General features: G+C 62.4%; 15 protein-coding genes. 8 read left to right on the top strand and 7 right to left on the bottom strand.

All coding sequences use genetic code 11. The features are described 5' to 3' along the window. Positions 1-35: 35 nt before the first annotated feature. Positions 36-419 (bottom strand): hypothetical protein, encoded by a 384-nt coding sequence (locus BLQ92_RS16360; RefSeq protein WP_090685576.1) that lies wholly within the window; start codon positions 417-419, stop codon positions 36-38. 15 nt (positions 420-434) lie between these two features. Between BLQ92_RS16360 and dinB the strand changes: the two genes are divergently transcribed. Both dinB and BLQ92_RS16350 read left to right on the top strand, forming a co-directional pair. After that, the gene (gene dinB, locus BLQ92_RS16355) at positions 435-1,622 is read left to right on the top strand and encodes a DNA polymerase IV (RefSeq protein ID WP_090685575.1); all 1,188 of its coding nucleotides are present in this window, start codon (positions 435-437) and stop codon (positions 1,620-1,622) included. Between the two features lie 36 nt (positions 1,623-1,658). After that, positions 1,659-2,948 carry an amidohydrolase family protein gene (locus tag BLQ92_RS16350; RefSeq protein ID WP_090685574.1) on the top strand — a complete coding sequence of 430 codons (1,290 nt, stop codon included), beginning with the start codon at positions 1,659-1,661 and terminating at the stop codon, positions 2,946-2,948. 75 nt (positions 2,949-3,023) lie between these two features. Here the strand turns inward: BLQ92_RS16350 and BLQ92_RS16345 are convergent, their stop codons facing one another. After that, positions 3,024-5,126: a M3 family metallopeptidase gene (locus BLQ92_RS16345; RefSeq protein ID WP_090685573.1), complete on the bottom strand. Its 2,103-nt coding sequence runs from the start codon at positions 5,124-5,126 to the stop codon at positions 3,024-3,026. 256 nt (positions 5,127-5,382) lie between these two features. On the opposite strand from BLQ92_RS16345, the gene BLQ92_RS16340 reads away from it, so the two are divergent. Further along, complete coding sequence (locus BLQ92_RS16340) at positions 5,383-6,483, top strand: acyltransferase family protein (protein ID WP_090685572.1); 1,101 nt, start codon at positions 5,383-5,385, stop codon at positions 6,481-6,483. Here BLQ92_RS16340 and folD read toward each other — a convergent pair. The 3 genes from folD to fixL all read right to left on the bottom strand — a co-directional run bounded on the left by folD (position 6,480) and on the right by fixL (position 10,822). Further along, positions 6,480-7,337 carry a bifunctional methylenetetrahydrofolate dehydrogenase/methenyltetrahydrofolate cyclohydrolase FolD gene (gene folD, locus BLQ92_RS16335; RefSeq protein ID WP_090685571.1) on the bottom strand — a complete coding sequence of 286 codons (858 nt, stop codon included), beginning with the start codon at positions 7,335-7,337 and terminating at the stop codon, positions 6,480-6,482. The two genes, BLQ92_RS16340 and folD, sit on opposite strands and share 4 nt — an antisense overlap. Before the next feature lie 330 nt (positions 7,338-7,667). Further along, complete coding sequence (gene fixJ, locus BLQ92_RS16330) at positions 7,668-8,312, bottom strand: oxygen response regulator transcription factor FixJ (RefSeq protein ID WP_090685570.1); 645 nt, start codon at positions 8,310-8,312, stop codon at positions 7,668-7,670. Then, the gene (gene fixL, locus BLQ92_RS16325) at positions 8,309-10,822 is read right to left on the bottom strand and encodes an oxygen sensor histidine kinase FixL (RefSeq protein WP_090685569.1); all 2,514 of its coding nucleotides are present in this window, start codon (positions 10,820-10,822) and stop codon (positions 8,309-8,311) included. The genes fixJ and fixL overlap by 4 nt, the downstream gene beginning before the upstream one ends. 275 nt (positions 10,823-11,097) lie before the next feature. Here fixL and aceE point away from each other — a divergent pair, with 275 nt between their 5' ends. The 3 genes from aceE to lpdA all read left to right on the top strand — a co-directional run bounded on the left by aceE (position 11,098) and on the right by lpdA (position 17,635). Next, positions 11,098-13,794: a pyruvate dehydrogenase (acetyl-transferring), homodimeric type gene (aceE, locus tag BLQ92_RS16320; RefSeq protein ID WP_090685568.1), complete on the top strand. Its 2,697-nt coding sequence runs from the start codon at positions 11,098-11,100 to the stop codon at positions 13,792-13,794. A gap of 86 nt (positions 13,795-13,880) precedes the next feature. Next, positions 13,881-15,542, top strand: coding sequence for a dihydrolipoyllysine-residue acetyltransferase (aceF, locus tag BLQ92_RS16315; RefSeq protein WP_090685567.1), 1,662 nt, complete (start codon positions 13,881-13,883; stop codon positions 15,540-15,542). A 305-nt stretch (positions 15,543-15,847) separates the two neighbouring features. Next, positions 15,848-17,635, top strand: a complete 1,788-nt coding sequence (gene lpdA, locus BLQ92_RS16310; protein WP_090685566.1) for a dihydrolipoyl dehydrogenase — start codon at positions 15,848-15,850, stop codon at positions 17,633-17,635. Between the two features lie 485 nt (positions 17,636-18,120). Here the strand turns inward: lpdA and BLQ92_RS16305 are convergent, their stop codons facing one another. Beyond that, positions 18,121-18,693, bottom strand: a complete 573-nt coding sequence (locus BLQ92_RS16305) for a phasin family protein (RefSeq protein WP_090685565.1) — start codon at positions 18,691-18,693, stop codon at positions 18,121-18,123. 830 nt (positions 18,694-19,523) lie between these two features. Between BLQ92_RS16305 and pbpG the strand changes: the two genes are divergently transcribed. Continuing rightward, complete coding sequence (pbpG, locus tag BLQ92_RS16300; RefSeq protein WP_090685564.1) at positions 19,524-20,699, top strand: D-alanyl-D-alanine endopeptidase; 1,176 nt, start codon at positions 19,524-19,526, stop codon at positions 20,697-20,699. A gap of 209 nt (positions 20,700-20,908) precedes the next feature. Here pbpG and BLQ92_RS16295 read toward each other — a convergent pair whose 3' ends face one another. Further along, complete coding sequence (locus BLQ92_RS16295; protein ID WP_090685563.1) at positions 20,909-21,715, bottom strand: IclR family transcriptional regulator; 807 nt, start codon at positions 21,713-21,715, stop codon at positions 20,909-20,911. 193 nt (positions 21,716-21,908) lie between these two features. Between BLQ92_RS16295 and BLQ92_RS16290 the strand changes: the two genes are divergently transcribed. Then, the gene (locus BLQ92_RS16290; protein WP_090685562.1) at positions 21,909-22,631 is read left to right on the top strand and encodes a (Fe-S)-binding protein; all 723 of its coding nucleotides are present in this window, start codon (positions 21,909-21,911) and stop codon (positions 22,629-22,631) included. Positions 22,632-22,739 lie beyond the last annotated feature (108 nt).

Raw genomic sequence — 22,739 nt, 5'->3', positions numbered from 1 at the left:
GCCGGTACGGTCCCGGTGGAAGTGGCAGACCGGTCTTACGTCTTTGGCAGCGTGGATTTGCTGCGACCCTTGCGTGGCTTCGGCTCGACGCCCACGCGCGGATCGCGCGCGAGCACGAGCGCCGTCAGCTCTTCGGCAACGGTTTCGAAGGCCGGATCGTCCTGCGGGACGTACAGCCATTTGCCGAGCACCGGATGCGGCCGTAAAGCGGGTATTTCATCGACGAGCGCGGCGTGGCGGTCTTGCGATGTGCATACCAGCAAGCCGTTCCACGGCGGATCGCGGTCCGCCGCGATCAGACACAGCAAGCCGTCGATATAGGCGGCGTCGGAGCCGAACATCCGTTTGCCGATGTAGGTTGGATCGCGCTCGAATGCGTCGAAGATCCAGACGAGCGAGTTGCGGATGGACGATGGCATGGGCGAGAAGGTGGCATGAAGGTTCGTGGGCGTCTTGATAATACTACTGTATTTTTGTACAGTATATGCATCGTGAACCTGCTCGATCTTCCTCTAGCCCCACCGTCCTTGCGCAAGATCATCCATTGCGACTGCGACTGTTTCTACGCCTCGGTCGAAATGCGCGACGACCCGTCGCTGCGCGGTCGGCCGCTGGCCGTGGGTGGGCGGCCCGACCATCGTGGCGTGATAGCCACCTGCAATTACGAGGCGCGGCGCTTCGGGGTGCATTCGGCCATGTCGTCGGCGCTGGCGTTGCGCAAGTGTCCCGAGCTGCTGATCATGCCGCCGTCGATGGAGAAGTACCGGATTGCCTCGCGCCAGATCATGGCGATCTACCGCGATTACACCGCCGAGGTCGAACCGCTCTCGCTCGACGAAGCCTATCTCGACGTGACCCGCACCGACCGCTGCAAAGGCAGCGCGACACTGATGGCCAACGAGATTCGCGAGCGGGTTCGGGACACAGTCGGCGTGACGGTGTCGGCGGGGGTGGCGCCGAACAAGTTCGTCGCCAAGATTGCCTCCGACTGGAATAAGCCCGACGGTCTCTATGTGGTGCGGCCGCACGAGGTCGATGCGTTTGTTGCCGCCTTGCCGGTACGCAAGATTTTCGGCGTGGGCAAGGTGACGGCGGCCAAGCTCGAAAAGCTCGGTCTGACGACCTGCGCCCAGTTGCGCGACTGGGCGCTGGTCGATCTGCACCGGCAGTTCGGCGTATTCGGCAAGCGGCTCTATGAGCTGTCGCGCGGCATCGACGAGCGGCCCGTGCGCGCCGATCAGGAGCGCAAGTCGGTGAGTGTCGAGACGACCTATGTTACCGACCTGCGCACGCTCGAAGAGTGCGCGGCGGAACTGCGGCGCCTTGCCGAACAACTGGACGTGCGCATTGCGCGGGCCGACGCGGCCGCGGCGGTGCGCAAGCTGTTCGTGAAGATCCGCTTCGCCGATTTTCAGCGTACGACTGTCGAATGCGTGGGCGAGGTTACCCATTTGCCGACGCTGCTCGCGCTGCTGGAGAAGGGTTTCGCGCGCCGCAACCAGCCGGTGCGGCTCCTGGGCGTGGGCGTGCGGCTCGAAGAGGAGCATCTGGCTCAGAACGGCCAGTTCACGCTGTTCGACGACGAGCCTGCGGATGAAGTGATCTCCCCAAACGCTTTCTGACGCCGATAGAATCGATGGCAGTCAAAGGAGCGAGACATGGACCTGATCATCCGCCGTGCCAGCCTGCCGCGTAGCGCATCCCAGCATGGAGAGCTGGTCGATATCGGCATCGAAGCGGGGCGCATCGTCGCGGTCGTTCCGCATCTGGCGGCGAGCGCGCCGGAAGAAATCGACGCTGCCGGCTCGCTCGTCACACCACCCTTCGTGGACCCGCACTTTCATATGGACGCGACGCTGTCCTATGGCCTGCCGCGCGTCAATGCGTCCGGCACGCTGCTCGAAGGCATTGCGCTGTGGGGCGAACTGAAGCCGCAACTGACCCAGGAGGCCTTGATCGAGCGGGCGCTGCAGTACTGCGACTGGGCGGTGGCGCGCGGTCTGCTGGCGATTCGCAGCCACGTCGACGTATGCGATCCGCGCTTGCTGGCGGTGGAGGCGCTGCTCGAAGTGAAGCGCCGTGTGGCGCCGTACCTCGACCTGCAACTGGTGGCGTTTCCGCAAGACGGTGTGCTGCGCAGCGCGGGCGCTTTCGACAACCTGAAGCGGGCGATTGCGCTCGGCGTCGACGTGGTGGGCGGTATTCCGCATTTCGAGCGCACTATGGCGGACGGCGCGGAGTCGGTGCGCATCCTGTGCGAATACGCAGCGGAGCAGGGCTTGCGCGTCGATATGCATTGCGACGAATCGGACGACCCGCTCTCGCGCCACATCGAGACGCTGGCGGCGCAGACCCATCGGCTCGGTTTGCAGGGACGCGTCACCGGCTCGCATCTGACCTCGATGCATTCGATGGACAACTACTACGTCAGCAAGCTGCTGCCGCTGATGCGCGAGTCGGGGGTGGCGGCGATTGCCAATCCGCTCATCAACATCACTTTGCAAGGCCGCAGCGATACCTACCCTAAGCGGCGCGGCATGACGCGCGTGCCGGAGATGATGGCGGCGGGCATCAATGTCGCGTTCGGCCACGACTGCGTGATGGACCCGTGGTACAGCCTCGGCTCGGGCGACATGCTTGAAGTGGCGCATATGGGACTGCACGTCGCGCAGATGACCGGCATCGACGCGATGCATGCGTGCTTCGACGCCGTGACAGTGAATGCGGCGCGCATCCTTGGGCTAGAGGGGTATGGCGTCGCGCCGGGTTGCGAAGCGAATCTCGTGCTGCTCGATGCGCGCGACCCGGTCGAAGCGATTCGTTTGCGTGCGGCCCGGCTCGCGGTGGTGCGGCGGGGCAAGGTGGTGGCGCGCTCGCCCGCGGCGCGGGCGACGCTTGCGCTCGAAGGGCGTCCGCAGCAGATCGATTTCAAGCTGCAGCGCGGCTGAGGAAGGCAACAAAAAACCGGTGCCTGCGTGAGCAGGGCACCGGTTTCTTTACCAGTCGCGCCGCAGGCGCACGGCTTAATGCGTCGTCGCCGGCGTCATGCCGTTATGACGCAGCAGCGCGTCGATATTCGGCTCACGGCCACGGAACGCCTTGAACGATTCCATCGCAGGACGGCTGCCGCCTACCTCGAGAATCTCCCTGCGATACCGTGTGCCGGTCGCCGCGTCGAGCACGCTGCCGCTCGAGGCCTGGGCCGCTTCTTCGAAGGCAGCATAGGCGTCGGCCGACAGCACTTCCGCCCATTTATAGCTGTAGTAGCCCGCCGCATAACCGCCCGCGAAGATATGGCTGAACGTATTCGGCCAGCGCGAGAAGGCCGCTTGCGGCACCACATGGAAGCGCTCGTTGATCTCGCGAGCCAGATCGTTCGCGCTCTGTGCACCGGCTGCGTCGAAGTCCGTATGCAGCTTCATGTCGAACATCGAGAACACGATCTGCCGCAGCGTGCCCAGGCCGCTCTGGAAGTTCTTGGCGGCCAGCATCTTGTCGAACAGGTCGCGCGGCAGCGGCTTGGCGGTCTCGACATGCGAAGTCATGTCGCTCAGCACATCCCACTCCCAGCAGAAGTTCTCCATGAACTGAGACGGCAGTTCGACCGCATCCCATTCGACGCCGTTGATGCCCGACACGGCCAGTTCATCGACCCGCGTGAGCATGTGATGCAGCCCATGGCCGAACTCATGGAACAGCGTGATCACTTCGTCGTGCGTGAAGCAGGCCGGCTTGCCGCCGACCGGCGCGGAGAAGTTGCAGGTCAGGTACGCAACCGGGGTTTGCACGCCGCCGTGCGCATGCTTGTGACGGGCCCGCGCATCGTCCATCCACGCACCGCCGCGCTTGCCTTCGCGCGCATACAGGTCGACGTAGAACTGCGCGACCAGCGCGCCGTCCTGATTCTCGATGCGAAAAAAGCGCACGTCCGGATGCCATACGGCCGCTTCGTCGCGGCGGATCTTCACGCCGAACAGCGTTTCCGTGACCTTGAACAGCCCCTTGAAGACGGTGTCTTCCGGGAAGTATTGCTTGACCTCGTTTTCCGAGAACGAATAGCGCTTCTGGCGCAGGCGTTCGGCCGCGAAGGTCATGTCCCACGGCTGCAGTTCGGTCATGCCGAGTTCGCTCGCGGCGAATTCGCGCAGTTCCTTCCAATCCTGTTCCGCATGCGGACGGGCGCGGGTGGCGAGGTCTTCGAGGAAGCTCATCACCTGCGCGGGCGATTCGGCCATCTTCGGTGCGAGCGACACTTCAGCGAAGTTCCGATAACCGAGCATGTGCGCTTCTTCGGCGCGCAGCTTCAGTTGCTCGGCGACGTTGGCGGTGTTGTCCCACTCGGCCTTGCCGCCGCCATAGGTGCCGCCCAGTTCCGAGGCGCGCGTGACATACGCGCGGTACATCGTTTCGCGCATGGCCCGGTTTTCCGCGTATTGCATGACCGGGAAGTACGACGGGAAATGCAGCGTGAATTTCCAGCCGCTCTTGCCGTCGCGCTCGGCCGCTTCTTCCGCGGCTTCGATCACGTCTTCCGGCAGGCCCGCCAGTTGTGCCTTGTCTTCGACGAGATAGGCGTAGGCGTTGGTGGCGTCCAGCACGTGATCGGAAAACGCCTTCGACAGATTGGCCTGACGTTCCTGCAATTCGGCGAAGTGCGGCTTCTGGTCTTCCGGCAGTTCCGCGCCCGACAGTCGGAAATCGCGCAGTGCGTTGTGCAGGATCTTCTTGCGCTCACCGGTCAGCGAGGCGAAATCGCTGCTGGCGGTGAGCGTCTTGTACTTTTCGAAGAGCGCGAGGTTTTGCCCGACGCTCGTCCAGAATTCGGTCACGCGCGGCAGATTTTCGCCGTAGACGGCGCGCAGTTCCGGGGTGTCAGCCACCGCGTTCAGGTGACCGATCACGCCCCAGGCGCGCGACAGCGGTTCGGTGACACGTTCGACCGGTTCGACGACGTCGGCCCAGGAGGCAGGCGTCGCCGGCTCGGCGGCGCGCGCCACGGCGGCCGTCGCATTGGCGAGCAGGACGTCGAGCGCGGGGGTGACGTGTTCGGGGCGGATGTCGCCAAAGCGCGGCAGATCGGAGAAATCGAGGAGCGGGTTGTCGTGTGCCGGTTGTGTAGTGGACATAAGGCTTCCTGTCTGACGCGGGTGAATAGGCGTTAATAGGCGGACGCGGCTTGTGGCGGCGCCCGATATCGACATTATTGGGGCAGAGGGCTGCGATTCCAATTGGGCTACGGCACAAATTATCAGAAGTTCGTCTTGTGCGTATTCCGCCCTCATTGTGCGAAAGCGAACGGTCAGGTTTGCTGCTATGCGGCATCGTCGTGCTTTGTCGTCGACCGCAACAAGTTGCATGCAGACAGATCGGGGAGTGCTTTCGATGAATCCGCTATCGCACGCGTTATCGCGCAACGGCAATAACTTCGACCTGGTGCGGCTGCTGGCGGCGATCGCCGTGGTCTACGGGCACTCCTACCTGGTGCAGCTGCCCGATGGCAGCACTGACTGGGTCCAGAACGCACTCGGCTTCGACGGTTTCGGCGCATTCGGCGTCTATGCGTTCTTCCTGATGAGCGGCATGCTGGTGACCGCCAGTTTCGACCGTCAGCGCTCGGCGCCGCGCTTCGTCGCCCTGCGCATTGCGCGGATCTGGCCGGCGGTGGCCGGCGGCTCGCTGGTGACGATCTTCGTGATCGGGCCGCTCTTTACGACGCTGCCGCTGCGCGAGTATTTCGCCTCCGGCATGACGTGGGCCAACCTCGACAACTTTTCGACCATCGTGCTCAAGTCCGGCTGGGTCCTGCCCGGCGTGTTCGAACACAACCGCTTCGTGAGCGATGTGTGCGCGCCGCTATGGACGCTGCCAATCGAAGTGCGCTGCTATCTGATTGTGCTGCTGACAGGGATGGCGGGCCTGCTGTCGAGCCGTCGGGGTGTGCTGCTGGCTGTCGCGCTCGCTGTCGCGGCCTTTGCGCTGCGCCTACACCTGTCGCCGCATCTGCAAATCGGCTGGCGCGACTTTGCCGAAAAGCCGGGCGGCTATTCGTTCTGGCCGGAGCCGTTCTTTTTTCTCGGCATGCTGCTGTATGGCTGGCGCGAGCGCATCGCGATTCATGGACTCGCGGCGCTCGGTATGGTGATGGTGTTTCTGGTGTTCCGCGATACGGCCGGTGCTCAGCCGCTCTTCTATCTCGCCTTCGTGTACGTCGTGCTGTGGATCGGCACGACGCCCTTGCTGCGCCGCTTCGCGCCGCGTAACGATTACTCCTACGGCATCTATCTGTACGGCTTCATGATGCAGCAATGCGTGGCGAGTATCGCGCCGCATCTGAGCCATCAGACTGCGGCGCTGATCGCCGCACCTTTCATCCTGCTGTGCGCGGCGTTGTCGTGGCGCTTTGTGGAGCGGCCGGTGCTGGTATGGTCTAGGCGGCGGCTCGCCCGCACCCCGCGCCCGGTTGGGGTGGCGATGGCCCCTTAGGCGTTGCCGGCCGCGCGTTCGGCCGCTTCGATCGTGTTGACCAGCAGCATGGTGATGGTCATCGGACCGACGCCGCCCGGCACCGGCGTGATAAAGCCCGCCACTTCCTTCACGCCCGCGAAATCGACGTCGCCGCACAGCTTGCCGGCCTCGTCGCGATTCATGCCGACATCGATCACCGCCGCGCCCGGCTTCACCATCTCAGCCGTCAGGATATTGCGCAGGCCGGTGGCGGCGACCACCACGTCGGCGTTGCGCGTGTGCGCGGCCAGATCGCGGGTCTTGCTATGGCAGATCGTGACAGTTGCGCCCGCTTCGAGCAGCAGCAGGGCCATCGGCTTGCCGACGATGTTCGAGCGGCCGATCACCACCGCATTCGCGCCCTTCAGGTCGATGCCGTAGGCCTCGAACATCTTCATCACGCCGTACGGCGTGCAGGGGCGGAACAGCGGCTTGCCGGTCATCAGTGCGCCGGCGTTGGCGACGTGGAAGCCGTCCACGTCCTTTTCCGGCGCGATGGCTTCGATCACCTTGTGGCTGTCGATATGCTTGGGCAGCGGCAATTGCACGAGGATGCCGTGAATCTTCGGGTCGTTGTTCAGGGCGTCGATGCGCGCGAGCAGGTCGGCTTCCGATAGCGTAGCCGGGTAGCGGTCATACGAAGAATGCAGGCCGTTGTCCTCGCAGGCCTTGATCTTGTTGCGCACATAGACTTCGCTGGCCGGGTTGTCGCCCACCAGCACGACGGCGAGGCCGGGCTGGTGGCCACGGGCGGCGAGGGCGGCGGCGCGGGTCGCGACGTCGGCGCGCAAGGTCTTGGAGAGGGCGTTGCCGTCGATCAGTTTGGCTGTCATGGTCGGTCGAGATAGGGTGTTCGGAATGCGGGGCGTGCGGCGCGCCTGAGTGTGCGGCGCGCAATTGACGCTGCAACGAAGGACAGCATTATACCGTTGCGGCCTGAAGGTCTTTCGGTCGGGAGGAGGTGCGTGCCGGCGGGACGCGGGATATCGATGCCGGCACGGCAGTCAGGCGAGCAAGCTTGCGGGGCTCGTGGGTGGGCGCTGCAACGGCGAGCCCTGGTGCGCAAATCTTGCTGAATGGTACGCAGCAACGAGTTGAGCCGCGTACCGCATGCCGTAGTCGTGCGTTTGCGAAGGCGCTTGTTGCGCCTCTTATTGCGCCAGTTACTGCGCCTGTTGCGGCTTGTTCGACAGCGCCAGTCGCAGCAGATCCGCGACAGTGTTGACGTTCAGCTTTTCCATGATGTTGGCGCGGTGCGCCTCGACCGTCTTGATGCTGATGCCGAGGTCGTCGGCGATCTGCTTGTTCAGGCGGCCGGCGATGATGCGCTCGAGCACCTGATGCTCGCGCGCGGTCAGCTTGCCCAGACGCTCGGCCGCGGCACGTTGCTGCTGGACGCTGGTGCTTTCGCTGCGCGCCTTGTCGAGCATGCGCTCGACCAGCTTGCGCAACTCGGCTTCGTCGAACGGTTTTTCGATGAAGTCCATCGCGCCTTTTTTCATCGTCGACACCGCCATCGGCACATCGCCGTGGCCCGTCACGAAGATGATCGGCAGCGATGCGTTGTCGGCGATCAGGCGTTCCTGCAACTCGAGACCGCTCATGCCGGACATCCGCACGTCGAGGATCAGACACGCGATCTGGCCCGGGTGCGTGTGCGGCTGCCAGGCGTCGATGAACTGCTCGGCGCTGGAGAAGCACTGCACGCGGTAGCCGTTCGCCTCCAGCAGCCAGCGCAGCGAATCTCGCACGGCCTCGTCGTCATCGACGACAAAGACTGTTTCCTGTGTGGTGACTGGGCTGTTCATAGCTCTCCCGTAACGGTTTGTGGTGTCGGCGCCTCTGACCCGCCGTTGCTCGGGCCGTCGGGCTCTCCAATAGGCAGACTGCAATGGAACGTGGCGCCTGTGATGTGACCGTCGGACTCGACGTTGTTGACCACCCACAGACGACCGCGATGCGATTCGATAATCGAACGGCAGATGTTCAGCCCCATGCCCATACCGTCGGACTTGGTGCTGTAAAACGGTTCAAACAGACGCTCGGCCGTGGCCTCGTCGACACCCGGGCCCTGGTCGACCACACTAATGCACACGAAGCCGCTGTCGAGCCGCACGACCACGCGGATCACCGGATCGACCGCGTCAGGCCGTGCGTCATGCATCGCTTCGGCTGCGTTCTTCAGCAGGTTCACTAGCACCTGCTCGATCAGCACCGGGTCCACGTAGATCACCGGCAGCCGCGAACGCAGATCCGTGACGATGCGAATGCGGCGCTTGCGTGCCTCGATCTCGGCAAGCCCGACCGCGTCCGCCACGATATCGGCGACACGGGTGGCCTGGCGCTTCGGCTCGCTGCGTTTCACGAATTCGCGGATCCGCTTGATGATCATGCCTGCCCGCACCGCCTGCTGCGCGGTTTTTTCGAGCACGGGCAGCAGATTGTCAGGCGTTGTCCGCCCAGATTTAACCAGTGCTACGGTTCCTGAGCAATAGTTATTGATTGCGGCGAGCGGCTGATTCAGTTCGTGAGCGAGCGAGGAGGCCATTTCGCCCATCGTCATCAGGCGGCTGGTGAACTGCAGCTTCTCGTCCTGCTGGCGGGCGAGTTCCTGTGCCTGCTTGCGGGTGGTGATGTCCGTTGCGATCTGCATCTGCGCCAGATGGCCGTCCACCCACTGAATGTACTGGCGGCGCACTTCGAACCATTTCTGGATGCCCTGTACATAGACTTCCTGAGCGTCGGCCGTGCTTTCGGTGAGCGCGGCGGCGGGCAGGCCGGCGTAGGCATCGACCATGTCGATCGAGTCGGACGAAGCTTGGGCGCTGTCGAAGCCGCCACCGGCCAGTTCGAGATGGCCGTCGGGGCGAATGCCGAATAGATGGCGGTAATAGCGGTTGGCAAACAGAAGCTCGGCTTCGTCGGCAGCCAGCACGGAAACGGCTGCATCGAGGCTTTCGAGCACGGTGGTGAAGCGCTCGTGGGCAGCGGCGAGTTCTTCGCGGGCCCGCTTCGGTTCGGTAATGTCGGTCATCGACGACATCCAGCCGGTCTGGCGGCCCGAGCTGTCGATCAGCGGCGACACATAAAGCCGCGCGTGGAACAGCGACCCGTCTTTGCGGCGCACCCGCAGCTCGAAGCCCGACGAAGGCGCCTTGCCGCGCAGCGTCATGTCGAGCTGGCGCTGCATTTCGGGGTAGGCGTCACGCGGCCAGTAGGGGAACGGCGCCTGCTTGCCGACGAGGTCGCTTTCGTCCCAGCCGGTCATGCGGCAGAAGGCCGGATTCACGTGAGTGATGCGCCCGTGCATGTCGAGCACGCGCATGCCGATCAGCACGGAGTTTTCCATCGCGCGGCGGAAGAACGCCTCAGCGTACAGCGCCTGCTGCGCTTCGAAGCGCTGCCGGGTGTGCTTCCACAGACTCCACAAGCTCCACAACACGAAGCAGGACAAACCCGCGACCAGCCACACCAGCGTGTTGTTGGTGAAGTTGGTCATCTGCGGGAACGCATAGACGCGCACCGAGATGCCCTGGCCCGGCGGGTCGAGCGGCAGGTCGTAGAACATGTCGCGCGGCAGGCGCGGGCGTGTCGAAGTGGTGGCGAGCTCGCGGTTGTTCAGGTCGATGATCGAGATCTTGTACTTCGCCGACAGCTCGGGCGGGATGTCGTGCTTGAGCACCCCTTCGATCGAGAACACCGCGGCGATCGAGCCGAGGAACTCGCGGTCGCGGTACACCGGCGTCTGCAGCGTCAAATAGCCGTTGCCGAGGTCGTCATAGATGAGCGGGGAGTACACCTGGCGGCGCGAGGTGCGCGCGTCGTTGAACGCGGCCTTGACGGCTTCGTCCATCTGTTCGTCGCTGGGCTTGGCGAGGCGCTGGCCGGCCACCGGCAGCGCGGTATTGGGCCAGCGCGGCTGCTGCTGGCTCGTGTACCAGTTCATGTAGAGGATTTCGGGATGCCCCTGCATGATGTCCGTGGTAGACACCTGGAACGAATGCGGATCGGCGTGGCCGGCGGCGAGGTCGCGCGCCAGCGCCTGGATCTGTTCCTGCGCGCCCGTCATGGACAGGCGAATCTGTTGCTGGGCCCACGCGACGTTACGGTAGAGCGTGTCTTCCTGTTGCTGCTGCTCGCGCCGGTTCAGGCTCCACAGAATCAGGCTCATGACGACCAGGAACACCAGGATCGACAGGAGCGGCGTCAGCAAATAGGAATTCGACCACCATGGTCCATGGTGCCAGCGGGACGGCGACGAATCCGCGGGCGTTCCGGCGGGCCGCGCCGAGCGTGCGAAAAGCCGTTCGGTCAACATGGCTGGCATTGTAGCGCAGCGTGTGACTAGCAAATGGCGCAAAAAAGCGCTGAAAGGACCGGTAATCGGAGCAAACTAGCCGACGTATCCGTTGATTCGCAGCGAAACCAGGGTGCGCCGCAACAATTTTCCGCATTATGAGAAACGATCTCGTAATTCGAAAATTTTGTTGCGCAGACCGCGAGCGCCTTATTACAATCGGCCCGAAGCTGCCGCGGCCGGGCCTCGTCCGCGTCGTCTGTTCAAAGAGCGTTCCTTATCCCCAGGAGACGAGCATGTCCGCTGTACCCGACGAAGTCATGAAATATGTCGCCGCCGAGAAAGACGACGATCCCCAGGAAACCGGCGAATGGCTGGAAGCGCTGGATGGCGTGATTTCTGCTGTGGGCCCCGATCGCGCCCACTATCTGATCGAAAAGCAAATCGAATTTGCTCGCGTACACGGCGAACACCTGCCGTTCTCCGCCAACACCCCGTACATCAATACGATTCCCGTGTCGCGTCAGGCGCCGATTCCCGGCGACCAGGACATCGAACACCGCATTCGTTCGTACACGCGCTGGAACGCCATCGCCATGGTGCTGCGCGCGGGCAAGGACACCAACGTCGGCGGCCACATCGCCTCGTTCGCGTCGGCGGCCACGCTGTATGACGTCGGCTACAACCACTTCTGGCACGCAGCTTCGGACAAGCACGGCGGCGACCTCGTGTTCGTGCAGGGCCACTCGTCGCCGGGTGTCTACTCGCGCGCGTTCCTGCTCGGCCGTCTGACCGAAAACCAGCTCGACAACTTCCGTCAGGAAGTGGGCGGCGAGGGCATCTCGTCGTATCCGCACCCGTGGCTGATGCCGGACTTCTGGCAATTCCCGACCGTCTCGATGGGCCTCGGCCCGATCATGGCGATCTATCAAGCCCGCTTCATGAAGTACATGCAGGCGCGCGGCATTACCAAGACCGAAGGCCGCAAGGTCTGGGCCTTCCTTGGCGACGGCGAAACGGATGAGCCGGAATCGCTCGGCGCAATCGGCATGGCCGGCCGCGAACGTCTCGACAACCTGGTGTTCGTGATCAACTGCAACCTGCAGCGCCTCGATGGTCCGGTGCGCGGTAACGGCAAGATCATCCAGGAACTCGAAAGCGAATTCCGCGGCGCCGGCTGGAACGTCATCAAGGTGATCTGGGGCAGCCGCTGGGATGCGCTGTTCCAGCGCGACAAGTCGGGCGCGCTGATGCGCCGGATGATGGAAGTCGTGGACGGCGAATATCAGACGTACAAGTCGGAATCCGGCGCGTTCGTGCGCGAGCACTTCTTCAACACGCCGGAACTGAAGGCGCTGGTCGCCGACTGGTCTGACGAAGACGTGTGGAACCTGAATCGCGGCGGCCACGATCCGCACAAGATTTACGCGGCGTTCACGGAAGCATCGAACTCGCAGGGCCAGCCGACCGTCATCCTCGCGAAGACGATCAAGGGCTATGGCATGGGCGAAGCTGGTCAGGCGATGAACATCACCCACCAGCAGAAGAAGCTGCACGTCGATCAGCTGAAGAAATTCCGCGACCAGTTCCGCCTGCCGATCTCCGACGAAGACCTCGTCAACGTGCCGTACCTCAAGTTCGAAGAAGGTTCGAAGGAACTCGAGTACATGCGTGCCCGCCGTCAGGACCTCGGTGGCTATCTGCCGGCGCGCCGTCAGAAGGCCGAGTCGCTGCCGGTGCCGGGTCTGGACGTGTTCGAACCGTTGTTGAAGGGCACGGGCGAAGGCCGCGAGATCTCCACGACGATGGCGTTCGTGCGGATTCTCAACATCCTGCTGAAGGACAAGGCGCTCGGCAAGCGCGTCGTGCCGATCGTGCCGGATGAATCGCGCACCTTCGGTATGGAGGGTCTGTTCCGCCAGATCGGTATCTGGAATCAGGAAGGCCAGAAGTATGTGCCGGAAGACTCCGACCAGCTCATGTTCTACCGTGAGTCGGAAACCGGTCAGATCCTGCAGGAAGGCATTAACGAAGCCGGCGGTATGTCGGACTGGATCGCTGCCGCCACGTCGTACTCGACGCACGGCGAGATCATGATCCCGTTCTACATCTTCTATTCGATGTTCGGCTTCCAGCGCATCGGCGATCTGGCCTGGGCCGCGGGCGACATGCGTTCGCGCGGCTTCCTGCTGGGCGGCACGGCTGGACGTACGACGCTCAACGGCGAAGGCCTGCAGCACGAAGACGGCCACTCGCTGCTGTGGGCGGCTTCGGTGCCGAACTGCATCAGCTATGACCCGACGTTCGGTTACGAACTCGCCGTCATCATGCAGGACGGTCTGCGCCGCATGGTGGCGGATCAGGAAGACGTGTACTACTACATCACGGTGATGAACGAGAACTACGAGCACCCGGCGATTCCGCAGGGTGATTCGGTGGCCGCCGACATCATCAAGGGCATGTACGCGTTCAAGAAGGCCGATGCCGACGCGAAGGCGCCGCGCGTTCAACTGATGGGTGCGGGCACGATCTTCAATGAAGTGATCGCTGCTGCCGACCTGCTGAAGAACGACTGGGGCGTCGCTGCCGACCTCTGGAGCGTGCCGAGCTTCACGGAACTGGCCCGCGAAGGCCACGAAGTGCAGCGCTGGAACCTGCTGCATCCGACCGAAGAGAAGAAGCTCTCGCACGTCGAGAAGCTGCTCAAGGACGCACAAGGCCCGGTCATCGCATCGACCGACTACGTGCGCGCGCTGACCGAGCAGATCCGCGCGTTCGTGCCGCAGAAGTTCGTCGTGCTGGGCACGGACGGCTACGGCCGTTCGGACACGCGTGAAAAGCTGCGTCACTTCTTCGAAGTGGACCGCTACTGGGTCACGGTTGCCGCGTTGAATGCACTGGCAGATGAAGGCACGATCGAACGCAAGGTCGTCGCCGAGGCGCTCAAGAAGTACAACCTTGATCCCGCCAAACCCAACCCGATGACCGTCTAAGGCATCATTCCCCGTGTGCCACGGCGTGCGCGCCTGCTCCTGATGACCAGGGGCAGGTGGCGTGCGCGGCCCAGGAGACACCCACAATGAGTCAAGCGATCGAAGTGAAGGTGCCGGACATCGGCGATTACAAGGACATCCCTGTGATCGAGGTGCTGGTGAAGGCGGGTGATACCGTCGAGAAAGAGCAGTCGCTCGTCACGCTGGAATCGGACAAGGCGACGATGGACGTGCCGAGCTCGGCTGCCGGGACCGTCAAGGAAGTGAAGGTCAAGGTGGGCGACAACGTGTCGGAAGGCTCGCTGATCGTCGTGCTGGAAGGCGCTGAGGGCGGTGCGGCTGCGGCTAAGCCGAATGGCGCTGCGGCGGCTCCTGCTGCCGCTCCTGCACCGGCGCCTGCTGCTGCGCCGGCGCCTGCACCCGCGCCCGCTGCAGGCGGTGGCGGCGTGCAGGAAGTGAAGGTTCCGGATATCGGCGACTACAAGGACATTCCCGTGATCGAGATCGCGGTGAAGGTCGGCGATCGCGTCGAGAAGGAACAGTCGCTGGTCACGCTCGAATCCGACAAGGCGACCATGGACGTGCCGAGCACGGCCGCCGGCGTCGTCAAGGAATTGAAGGTCAAGATTGGCGATACGGTGTCGGAAGGCTCCGTGATCGTTGTGATCGAAGCGGAAGGCGGCGCAGCTGCTGCGGCGCCCGCACCTGCGGCCAAGCCGGTTGCAGAAAAACCGTCCGATGCGCCGGCCGTGCCGAGCCCGGCTCCGGCACAGCCGTCCGCGCTGGCTCAGGCGCCGCTGATTCCTGCCGGTGAAGGCGGTGAGCGCAAGGCAAGCCATGCTTCGCCGTCGGTGCGCAAGTTCGCGCGCGAACTGGGCGTGGATGTCTCGCGTGTGCAGGGTACGGGTCCGAAGAACCGCATTACCCAGGCTGACGTGACCGCGTTCATCAAGGGTGTGATGACGGGCCAGCGTGCGGCTCCGGTGGCCGCGCCTGCTGCTGCCGGCGGTGGCGAGCTGAACCTGCTGCCGTGGCCGAAGATCGATTTCACCAAGTTCGGTCCGGTCGATCCGAAGCCGCTCTCGCGTATCAAGAAGATTTCGGGCGCGAACCTGCATCGCAACTGGGTCATGATTCCGCACGTCACGAACAACGACGAAGCGGATATCACCGAGCTCGAAGCGCTACGCGTGCAACTGAACAAGGAACACGAAAAGGCTGGCGTGAAGTTCACGATGCTGGCGTTTGTGATCAAGGCGGTTGTCTCGGCCTTGAAGAAGTTCCCGACGTTCAATGCCAGCCTCGATGGCGACAACCTCGTGTTCAAGCAGTACTACCACGTTGGGTTTGCTGCTGATACGCCGAATGGTCTGGTTGTGCCTGTTATTCGCGATGCGGATAAGAAGGGGCTGGTTGATATCGCTAAAGAGATGGCTGATCTGTCCAAGGCCGCTCGCGAGGGCAAGCTCAAGCCGGATCAGATGCAAGGTGGGTGCTTCTCGATTTCGTCGCTGGGTGGGATTGGTGGTACGCACTTCACGCCGATCATCAATGCGCCTGAGGTCGCTATTCTGGGGCTGTCGCGTAGCGCTATGAAGCCGGTTTGGGATGGTAAGCAGTTCGTGCCTCGTCTTACCATGCCGCTTTCGCTCTCCTATGACCATCGCGTCATCGATGGGGCTGAAGCTGCGCGCTTCAATGCGTATCTGGGTGCGATTCTTGCCGATTTTCGGCGTGTGATTCTTTAATCGGACGTTGACGCTGGCGCTGATGAGACGTGGGTTGGTTGTGATCCACGTCTCTCGTTGAACTTGTTTTCATGTCGGTTTATTAGCGTTGCCCCTGTGCGGGGCGGCACCTACTTTTCTTTGTCCCATAGGGACTACCTTCGGGTCGTCTTCCAAAGAAAAGTAGGCAAAAGAAAGGCGCGTCCTTGGGCGGACGGCAAAGGATGTTTCTGTCCGCCACGCTGCCAGCTTTTGCGCTGCTTTTAGGCCACTTTTTGGTTCTGTTGCGCCGCTCATCATCATGGTTAATAAGAGAAGGGGACACTATGAGTCTCGTCGAAGTGAAGGTGCCGGACATCGGTGATTTCAAGGATGTCGACGTCATCGAAGTCAATATCAAGCCGGGCGATGTCATCGAGAACGAACAAGCTCTCCTGACGCTCGAGTCGGATAAGGCTTCCATCGAGGTGCCCAGCGATACCGCCGGCACCGTCAAGGAAGTCCGCGTCAAGCCCGGTGATAAGGTGTCCGAAGGCACCATCATCGCCATCGTCGAAGCGTCGGCCGCTGCTGCGCCGGCTAAGGCGGCCAAAGAACCTGAGAAGGCTCCCGCACCAGCGGAAGCTAAACCACAAGCGGCTCAAGCCGCTGCTCCCAGGCAACCCGCCGCGGCGCCGCAAGCGGGTAGCTTCTCCGGCCAGGCCGATATCGAGTGCGATACGCTCGTGCTCGGCTCGGGCCCGGGCGGATACTCGGCTGCGTTCCGCTCTGCCGATCTCGGTATGAAGACCGTGCTCGTCGAACGTTATTCGACCCTCGGCGGCGTCTGCCTGAATGTGGGCTGTATTCCGTCCAAGGCGTTGCTGCACACGGCGCTCGTGATCGATGAGGCCGACGCGCTCTCGCATCACGGCATCACGTTCGGCAAGCCGCAGATCGATCTCGACAAGCTGCGTGACTTCAAGTCCAGCGTCGTCAAGAAGCTTACCGGCGGTCTCGCCGGCATGGCCAAGGCGCGTAAGGTCGAAGTCGTCACCGGTACCGGCTCGTTCGTCGATCCGTATCACATGGAAGTCGTCACGGACGGCGGTAAGAAGGTCGTCAAGTTCAAGCAGGCCATCATTGCGGCCGGCTCGGAAGCGGTCAAGCTGCCGTTTATCCCGGAAGATCCGCGCGTGGTCGATTCGACCGGCGCCCTCGAGTTGCGTCAGATTCCCCAGCGCATGCTCGTGATCGGTGGCGGCATCATCGGTCTGGAAATGGCCACGGTGTACTCGACGCTCGGTGCGCAGATCGATGTCGTCGAAATGCTCGACGGCCTGATGGCCGGCGCCGATCGCGATCTCGTCAAGGTCTGGGAGAAATACAACAGCAAGCGTTTCGCTAACGTCATGCTGAAGACCAAGACCACCGCTGCTGAGGCCAAAGACGACGGCATCTACGTATCGTTCGAAGGCGAGAAGGCTCCGGCTGAGCCGCAGCGCTACGATCTCGTGCTCGTCGCCGTGGGCCGTAGCCCGAACGGCAAGAAGATCGGTGCCGACAAGGCGGGCGTTGCCGTGACCGATCGCGGTTTCATCGAGGTCGACAAGCAGATGCGCACCAATGTGCCGCACATCTTCGCGATCGGCGATATCGTCGGTCAGCCGATGCTCGCGCACAAGGCCGTGCATGAAGCCCACGTCGCGGCTGAAGTTGCGCACGGCGAGAAAGCATACTTCGACGCGCTGCAGATTCCGTCGGTGGCCTACACCGATCCGGAAGTGGCTTGGGCCGGCAAGACGGAAGACCAGTGCAAGGCCGAAGGCATCAAGTACGGCAAGGCCGTGTTCCCGTGGGCTGCTTCGGGTCGCGCCATCGCCAACGGTCGCGATGAGGGTTTCACCAAGCTGATCTTCGACGAAGAAACGCATCGCGTGATCGGCGGCGGTATCGTCGGTCTGAACGCCGGCGACCTGATCAGCGAAGTCTGTCTCGCCGTCGAAATGGGCGCGGACGCTACCGATATCGGCAAGACCATCCATCCGCACCCGACGCTGGGTGAATCGATCGGCATGGCCGCCGAGTTGTACGAAGGCGTTTGTACCGATCTGCCGCCGCAGAAAAAGAAGTAGGGCGGTGGGGGCTTGCGCGTAGCTAGAGCAAAGCCCCGATCAGCCGCAAAGTAAAACGGCGCGCCCCGCAAAGGGCGCGCCGTTTTCTTTTTAGCGGGGCCGGGCACTCACCACGCTTGTTTCTCAGGCTCAGATCACGTGCTCCGTTCCTCTGCCTGGATATTGGGACGCTTGCATCCGGGCAAAAAAATCCCGGCCGTCGCCGGGCAAACGATACGCTGTTTAACGTATCGGAGCGTTGGGCCGCGCAGTGCGCGTGTAGCACGCGCGAGACTGCACGGCGTTGCTGCTGCCGCTGTTGCTGTGACATGCGCCAGCGGGGCGAACCCACCGGCGCATGTGGTTGCGCAGGACATCTCAACTGTTGTTCCAGGCGCTGTTTCCGCCATATCCGAAACTTCCGTTGAGCCCCGATTTGATGCCTCCCGTCGAGACCTGCGAGACCTCAGTTCAAGCCTGCGTTGCAACCGTTATCAAACTGAAACTTAAACAGCCTTCTTGGCCGAGCGCGAAGCTTGAGCTGCAGCTTGCGAAGCGGCCTTCGACGCTGCCGTGGCGGCTGCGTTGAAGTTGCTTTCAGCGATTTCCACCGCTTGCTTGGTTGCCTTGTGAACCGTTTCGTACGTGGTGTTGGCGGCAGTGATAGCCGACTTCAGCACGGCGACAGCGGTTTCCGAACCGGCCGGGGCATTCTTGGCGACGTTCTCGACCAGCGACTGCACCTTACGGTTTTGCTCTTCGTACTGGGCTTCTGCAACGCGGGCGAATTCGGCTTGCGTGGCGGACACGATTTCATACACGTGACGGCCATACGACAGCGCCTTTTCCGAGATCGGCTGCGTGAGGCCAGCCTGCAGCGCGAAAAATTCTTGCGCATCCTTCACCGACAGCGCCCGTTGTGCATTTTCCTGGCTTTCCGCGAGCGTCGACTTCACGACTTGCAGGTTCAGCTCAACCAGCTTTTCGACGCCTTCAAATGCTTTGGTCGTCAGGCCGAACAGGGTTTCGAGGTTGGCTTTCTGTGCTGCGGCGATTTGCTCAGGGGTCAGCAGAGACATGTTTACGCTCCTGGATGGACGATCCGTCTGGTGCGGACCGTGTTGGGTTAATGGCAAAACTGGCAAAAACAGTTACGACAAAAACGGGGTACTACCCGGGATCAGACACCAGGCTGCGATGTATTGTGCATCGCAGCAATGACACCTATTTTAGGATGGTCGCGGCGGATGTCAAGCACTTTTTGTGCGTCGCACAATCTCGATAATTTCTCAGTAAAACAATACGTTATGAAGCGCGTATGACATATGCACGACAGAGGTCGGAATGACCGCTGCACAGTGCTGGTGCGTGTTTGAGCGGTAGTTCTTGCTGCTCGAACCGAGCGATTGACGTGATCCTGGGAGGCGGGCGCAGGACGATCCGGAAGAAAAATTTCGAAGCAAGATGCGGCAAAACAACATTCGATGTAAACCGGAATCTGTCACGGAACGTTAATCCAGCATATCGGTCGAATGCGCGATGGTTCAATCCGCAGTGGGTGCTTAACTACCTGCTGTCGGCGCATCGATCGTTGGTCTGGAGGAGCGCCCGCTGGGCAATGGCCAGCGGCGTTTCGCGGCGCTTCCAGAACGACCGTATTTCCCCTGATCAAGGTTGTCTCTAAATTGCCGTTATGCTGATGGAATAGCCGGAATCCGGCGCATCACGGCCCCAACGAACGTCCGCGGACTGGATCGTTTTTTTCGATCGAGTTCGCGAAGCTTATAGGCTTTCTACAATCGGATCTGACAAGCCGGTTTAAGGAGCGTCGATAAGTGCTTAATATTGCTAATTTTTCGTGGTTTTACTACACTTGCGTAAAATCCTCGCCGCCCCTGACAGAACACCAATGAAAACCGACATGTTTTCGTCGCTAAAAGTGATCCACGGCGTGGCCCTCAGCACCGCTGTGTCGGTGGCCGCCTCGGTGGTCATCGCAGCCGCGTTTGCTGCGCCTGTCGACGCTTTCGCCGCGGCGGCTACGGCCACCGCGCCCGCCAAAACCAGTAAGAAGACCGTCAAAACCGCGAAATCGGCCAAGAAGCCGGGTTCCGCCGTTGCTGCGAAGTCGTCCAAAGCCGCGAAGACTGCGGCCGCGACGGATGATGCGCCGCGCGCCGAAACCCGTAAGCGCCGCGTTTCGTACACGATGAACGGTCGCCGCCATACGGTCGTGCGCCAGGTCGCATACCAACCGCGTCAGCCTACAGTCGGCCAGGCCTTCGGCCTGCACGACACGCCGGACGCGCTGGCCTTGCGTTCGAGCGTCGCCTACGTGGTCGACCAGAACACCGGCGAGGCGCTGTTCGACAAGAACTCGCGCGCCGTGGTGCCGATCGCATCGATCACCAAGCTGATGACCTCGATGGTGGTGCTGGACTCGAAGGCGCCGCTGACCGAGCAGATTGAAGTCACGGACGAAGACCGCGACTACATCAAGAACACCGGTTCGCGCCTCGCAGTCGGCTCGGTGCTCTCGCGTGAAGATATGCTGCACATCGCGCTGATGGCCTCGGAAAACCGCGCGGCCGCAGCGCTGTCGCGTTACTTCCCGGGTGGCCGCCCGGCGTTCATCGCGGCGATGAACGCCAAGGCGAAGCAACTCGGCATGACCGACACGCATTTCGAAAGTCCCTCGGGCCTGACGAGCGAGAACGTGTCGAGCGCGCGCGATCTGGTGAAGATGGTCAACGCGGCTTATCAGTATCCGATGATCCGCGAGTTCTCGACGGATCGTAGCTACGAGGTGTACACCGGCAAGCGCTCGATCGCCTATAACAGCACGAACGCGCTGGTGCGCAACCCGACGTGGGATATCGGCCTGCAAAAAACCGGCTTCATCAACGAGGCGGGTGAGTGCATGGTGATGCAGACCACCATTCATGGCCGTCCGATGATCGTGGTGCTGCTCGATTCGTCGGGCAAGTACTCGCGCTTCGCCGACGCAACGCGTTTGCGCACGTGGCTCGACAACGGTGGTGAGCAGCACATCACTAGCGCCGACGCTGGCGGTCCGGGTACCTGATACGCCAGGATGCTGGCAAGGCCGCGGTCTTGATGTTGTCGAGACCGCGCAAAGCAAAAGCCCCGCGATTGCGGGGCTTTTGCTTTGAGGCGTGTCGCGAACCGGGGCTTGGGGCGGCCTTGGGCTGAGTGCCCGATGTGTGCCTCAGTCCTGGTCTCAGCCTGGATGGCCAGGCGCACCAGCGCCTGAGCGCTCAGGTGCCTACCCACTCAGGCATGCTGATGATGCGCATTGGCGGGCGGCGTCTCGGGCTGATAGCCGAGCGACGCCGAAATCACCAGCGCCGTCTTGCTCAACTGCCCCAGCCACGAATCCTGCAACCGGTCAGCCGGCGCCGACAACGACAGGCCGGCGACCAGCTTGCCGGTATCGTCATAGATGCCCGCCGCGATGCAGCGTACGCCGAGTTCCAGTTCTTCGTTATCGCGCGCGCAGGATTGCTGGCGCACATGCGACAGCTCGCGTTCGAGCTTGGCGAGATCGGTAATGCTGTTCTGGGTATGCCCGGAGAGGCCTGTGCGGGTCGCGTAGGCGCGCACGCGGGTCGATTCGTCCGCCGCGAGGAACAGCTTGCCGACCGAAGTGAGATGCAGCGGCGCCCGCCCGCCGATGGCTCGCACCACCTGCATGCCGGAGCGCTCGGAGTAGGCGCGTTCGATATAGACGATCTCATCGCCCTGGCGCACCGACAGATTCACCGTTTGCCCGGTGAGCCGATGCAGTTCGCGCATCGGCATCAGCGCGGCGTCGCGTACCGACAAGCGTGCCTTGACCAGATTCCCCAGTTCCAGCAGACGCATGCCGAGGCGATAGGTGCCAGGATCCGACCGGTCGACGAGACGGCACGTCACCATGTCGTTCAGGATACGGTGTGCGGTGGAGGGGTGCAGCTCAGTGCGTAGAGAGAGCTCCTTCAGGCTGACCGGGTCGCTATGCGCAGCAAGGGCGTCGAGCAGGCGCATCATGCGCTCGATCACCTGGATCGAAGTCTTGGGATCCGGGTTCGTATCGCTCATGGGGAGAAATCGGTTGACGCGTCAAACAGCGGAGAATTGATTGTATATCGTATTGTGAAAAAAGCGAACGCTGTTGGAGGCTAGCTTCGAATCCGCTTGCAGTGTCCTGGCGCCATGCGGTCTGCGTGGCTTTAGCGTTGGTATTGTTCGGCAAACAGCGGATAATCAGGGACGTTTTCCCGGAGGAGCGCCCATGCGAGTCGGATTATTCGTCACCTGCCTGATTGACCTGATGCGTCCCGAAATCGGTTTTTCGGTGATCAAGCTGATCGAGGGCGCCGGCTTCGAGGTGATCGTGCCCCCCGCGCAAACCTGCTGTGGACAGCCCGCCTACAACTCCGGCGAGCGCAGACTTGCGCGCGATCTGGCCGAGAAGACCCTGCGCGAATTCGAGCAGTTCGACTACATCGTGGTGCCGTCGGGTTCGTGCGGCGGCATGATCCGCGTGCATTACGGCGACCTGTTCGGCAGCGACCCGGAAATGATGACGCGCTTCGGGCGCCTGCGTCCGAAGGTGTACGAGCTGACCGATTTTCTCGTCAACGTCGCCAAGGTGCAGTTGCCGCCGGGCGAGTTCGCCGGACCGGTGACGTACCACGACTCGTGTTCGGGGTTGCGCGAACTGGGCGTCAAGACGCAGCCGCGCGCGTTGCTGGCGCAGGCCGGCGTGACGGTCACCGAGATGAAGGATTGCGAACACTGCTGCGGTTTTGGCGGTACGTTCGCGGTCAAGTACGGCGATATCTCGACGGCGATCGTCGATGAAAAATGCGCGAACATCGGCGCGAGCGGAGCGGGTACGGTAGTGCTTGGCGACCTCGGCTGCATGCTCAATATTGAAGGCCGCTTGCGCCGCAAGGGCGACACCACGACGCGCGTGCTGCATATCGCGCAGGTGCTGGCCGGCGACGCATAAGGTGGTGCGTCACCCGTCGTAGAAGCGATTGCAGCAAGCGGCGCTGTCTGCCGCACACCATGCCGCGTCGTACCGTCATTCATTGAACCGCCAAGCGAATCCCAAAGG

This window comes from Paraburkholderia phenazinium, from assembly GCF_900100735.1.
Taxonomy (GTDB): domain Bacteria; phylum Pseudomonadota; class Gammaproteobacteria; order Burkholderiales; family Burkholderiaceae; genus Paraburkholderia; species Paraburkholderia phenazinia.
This window is presented reverse-complemented; position numbering and strand designations above follow the sequence as displayed.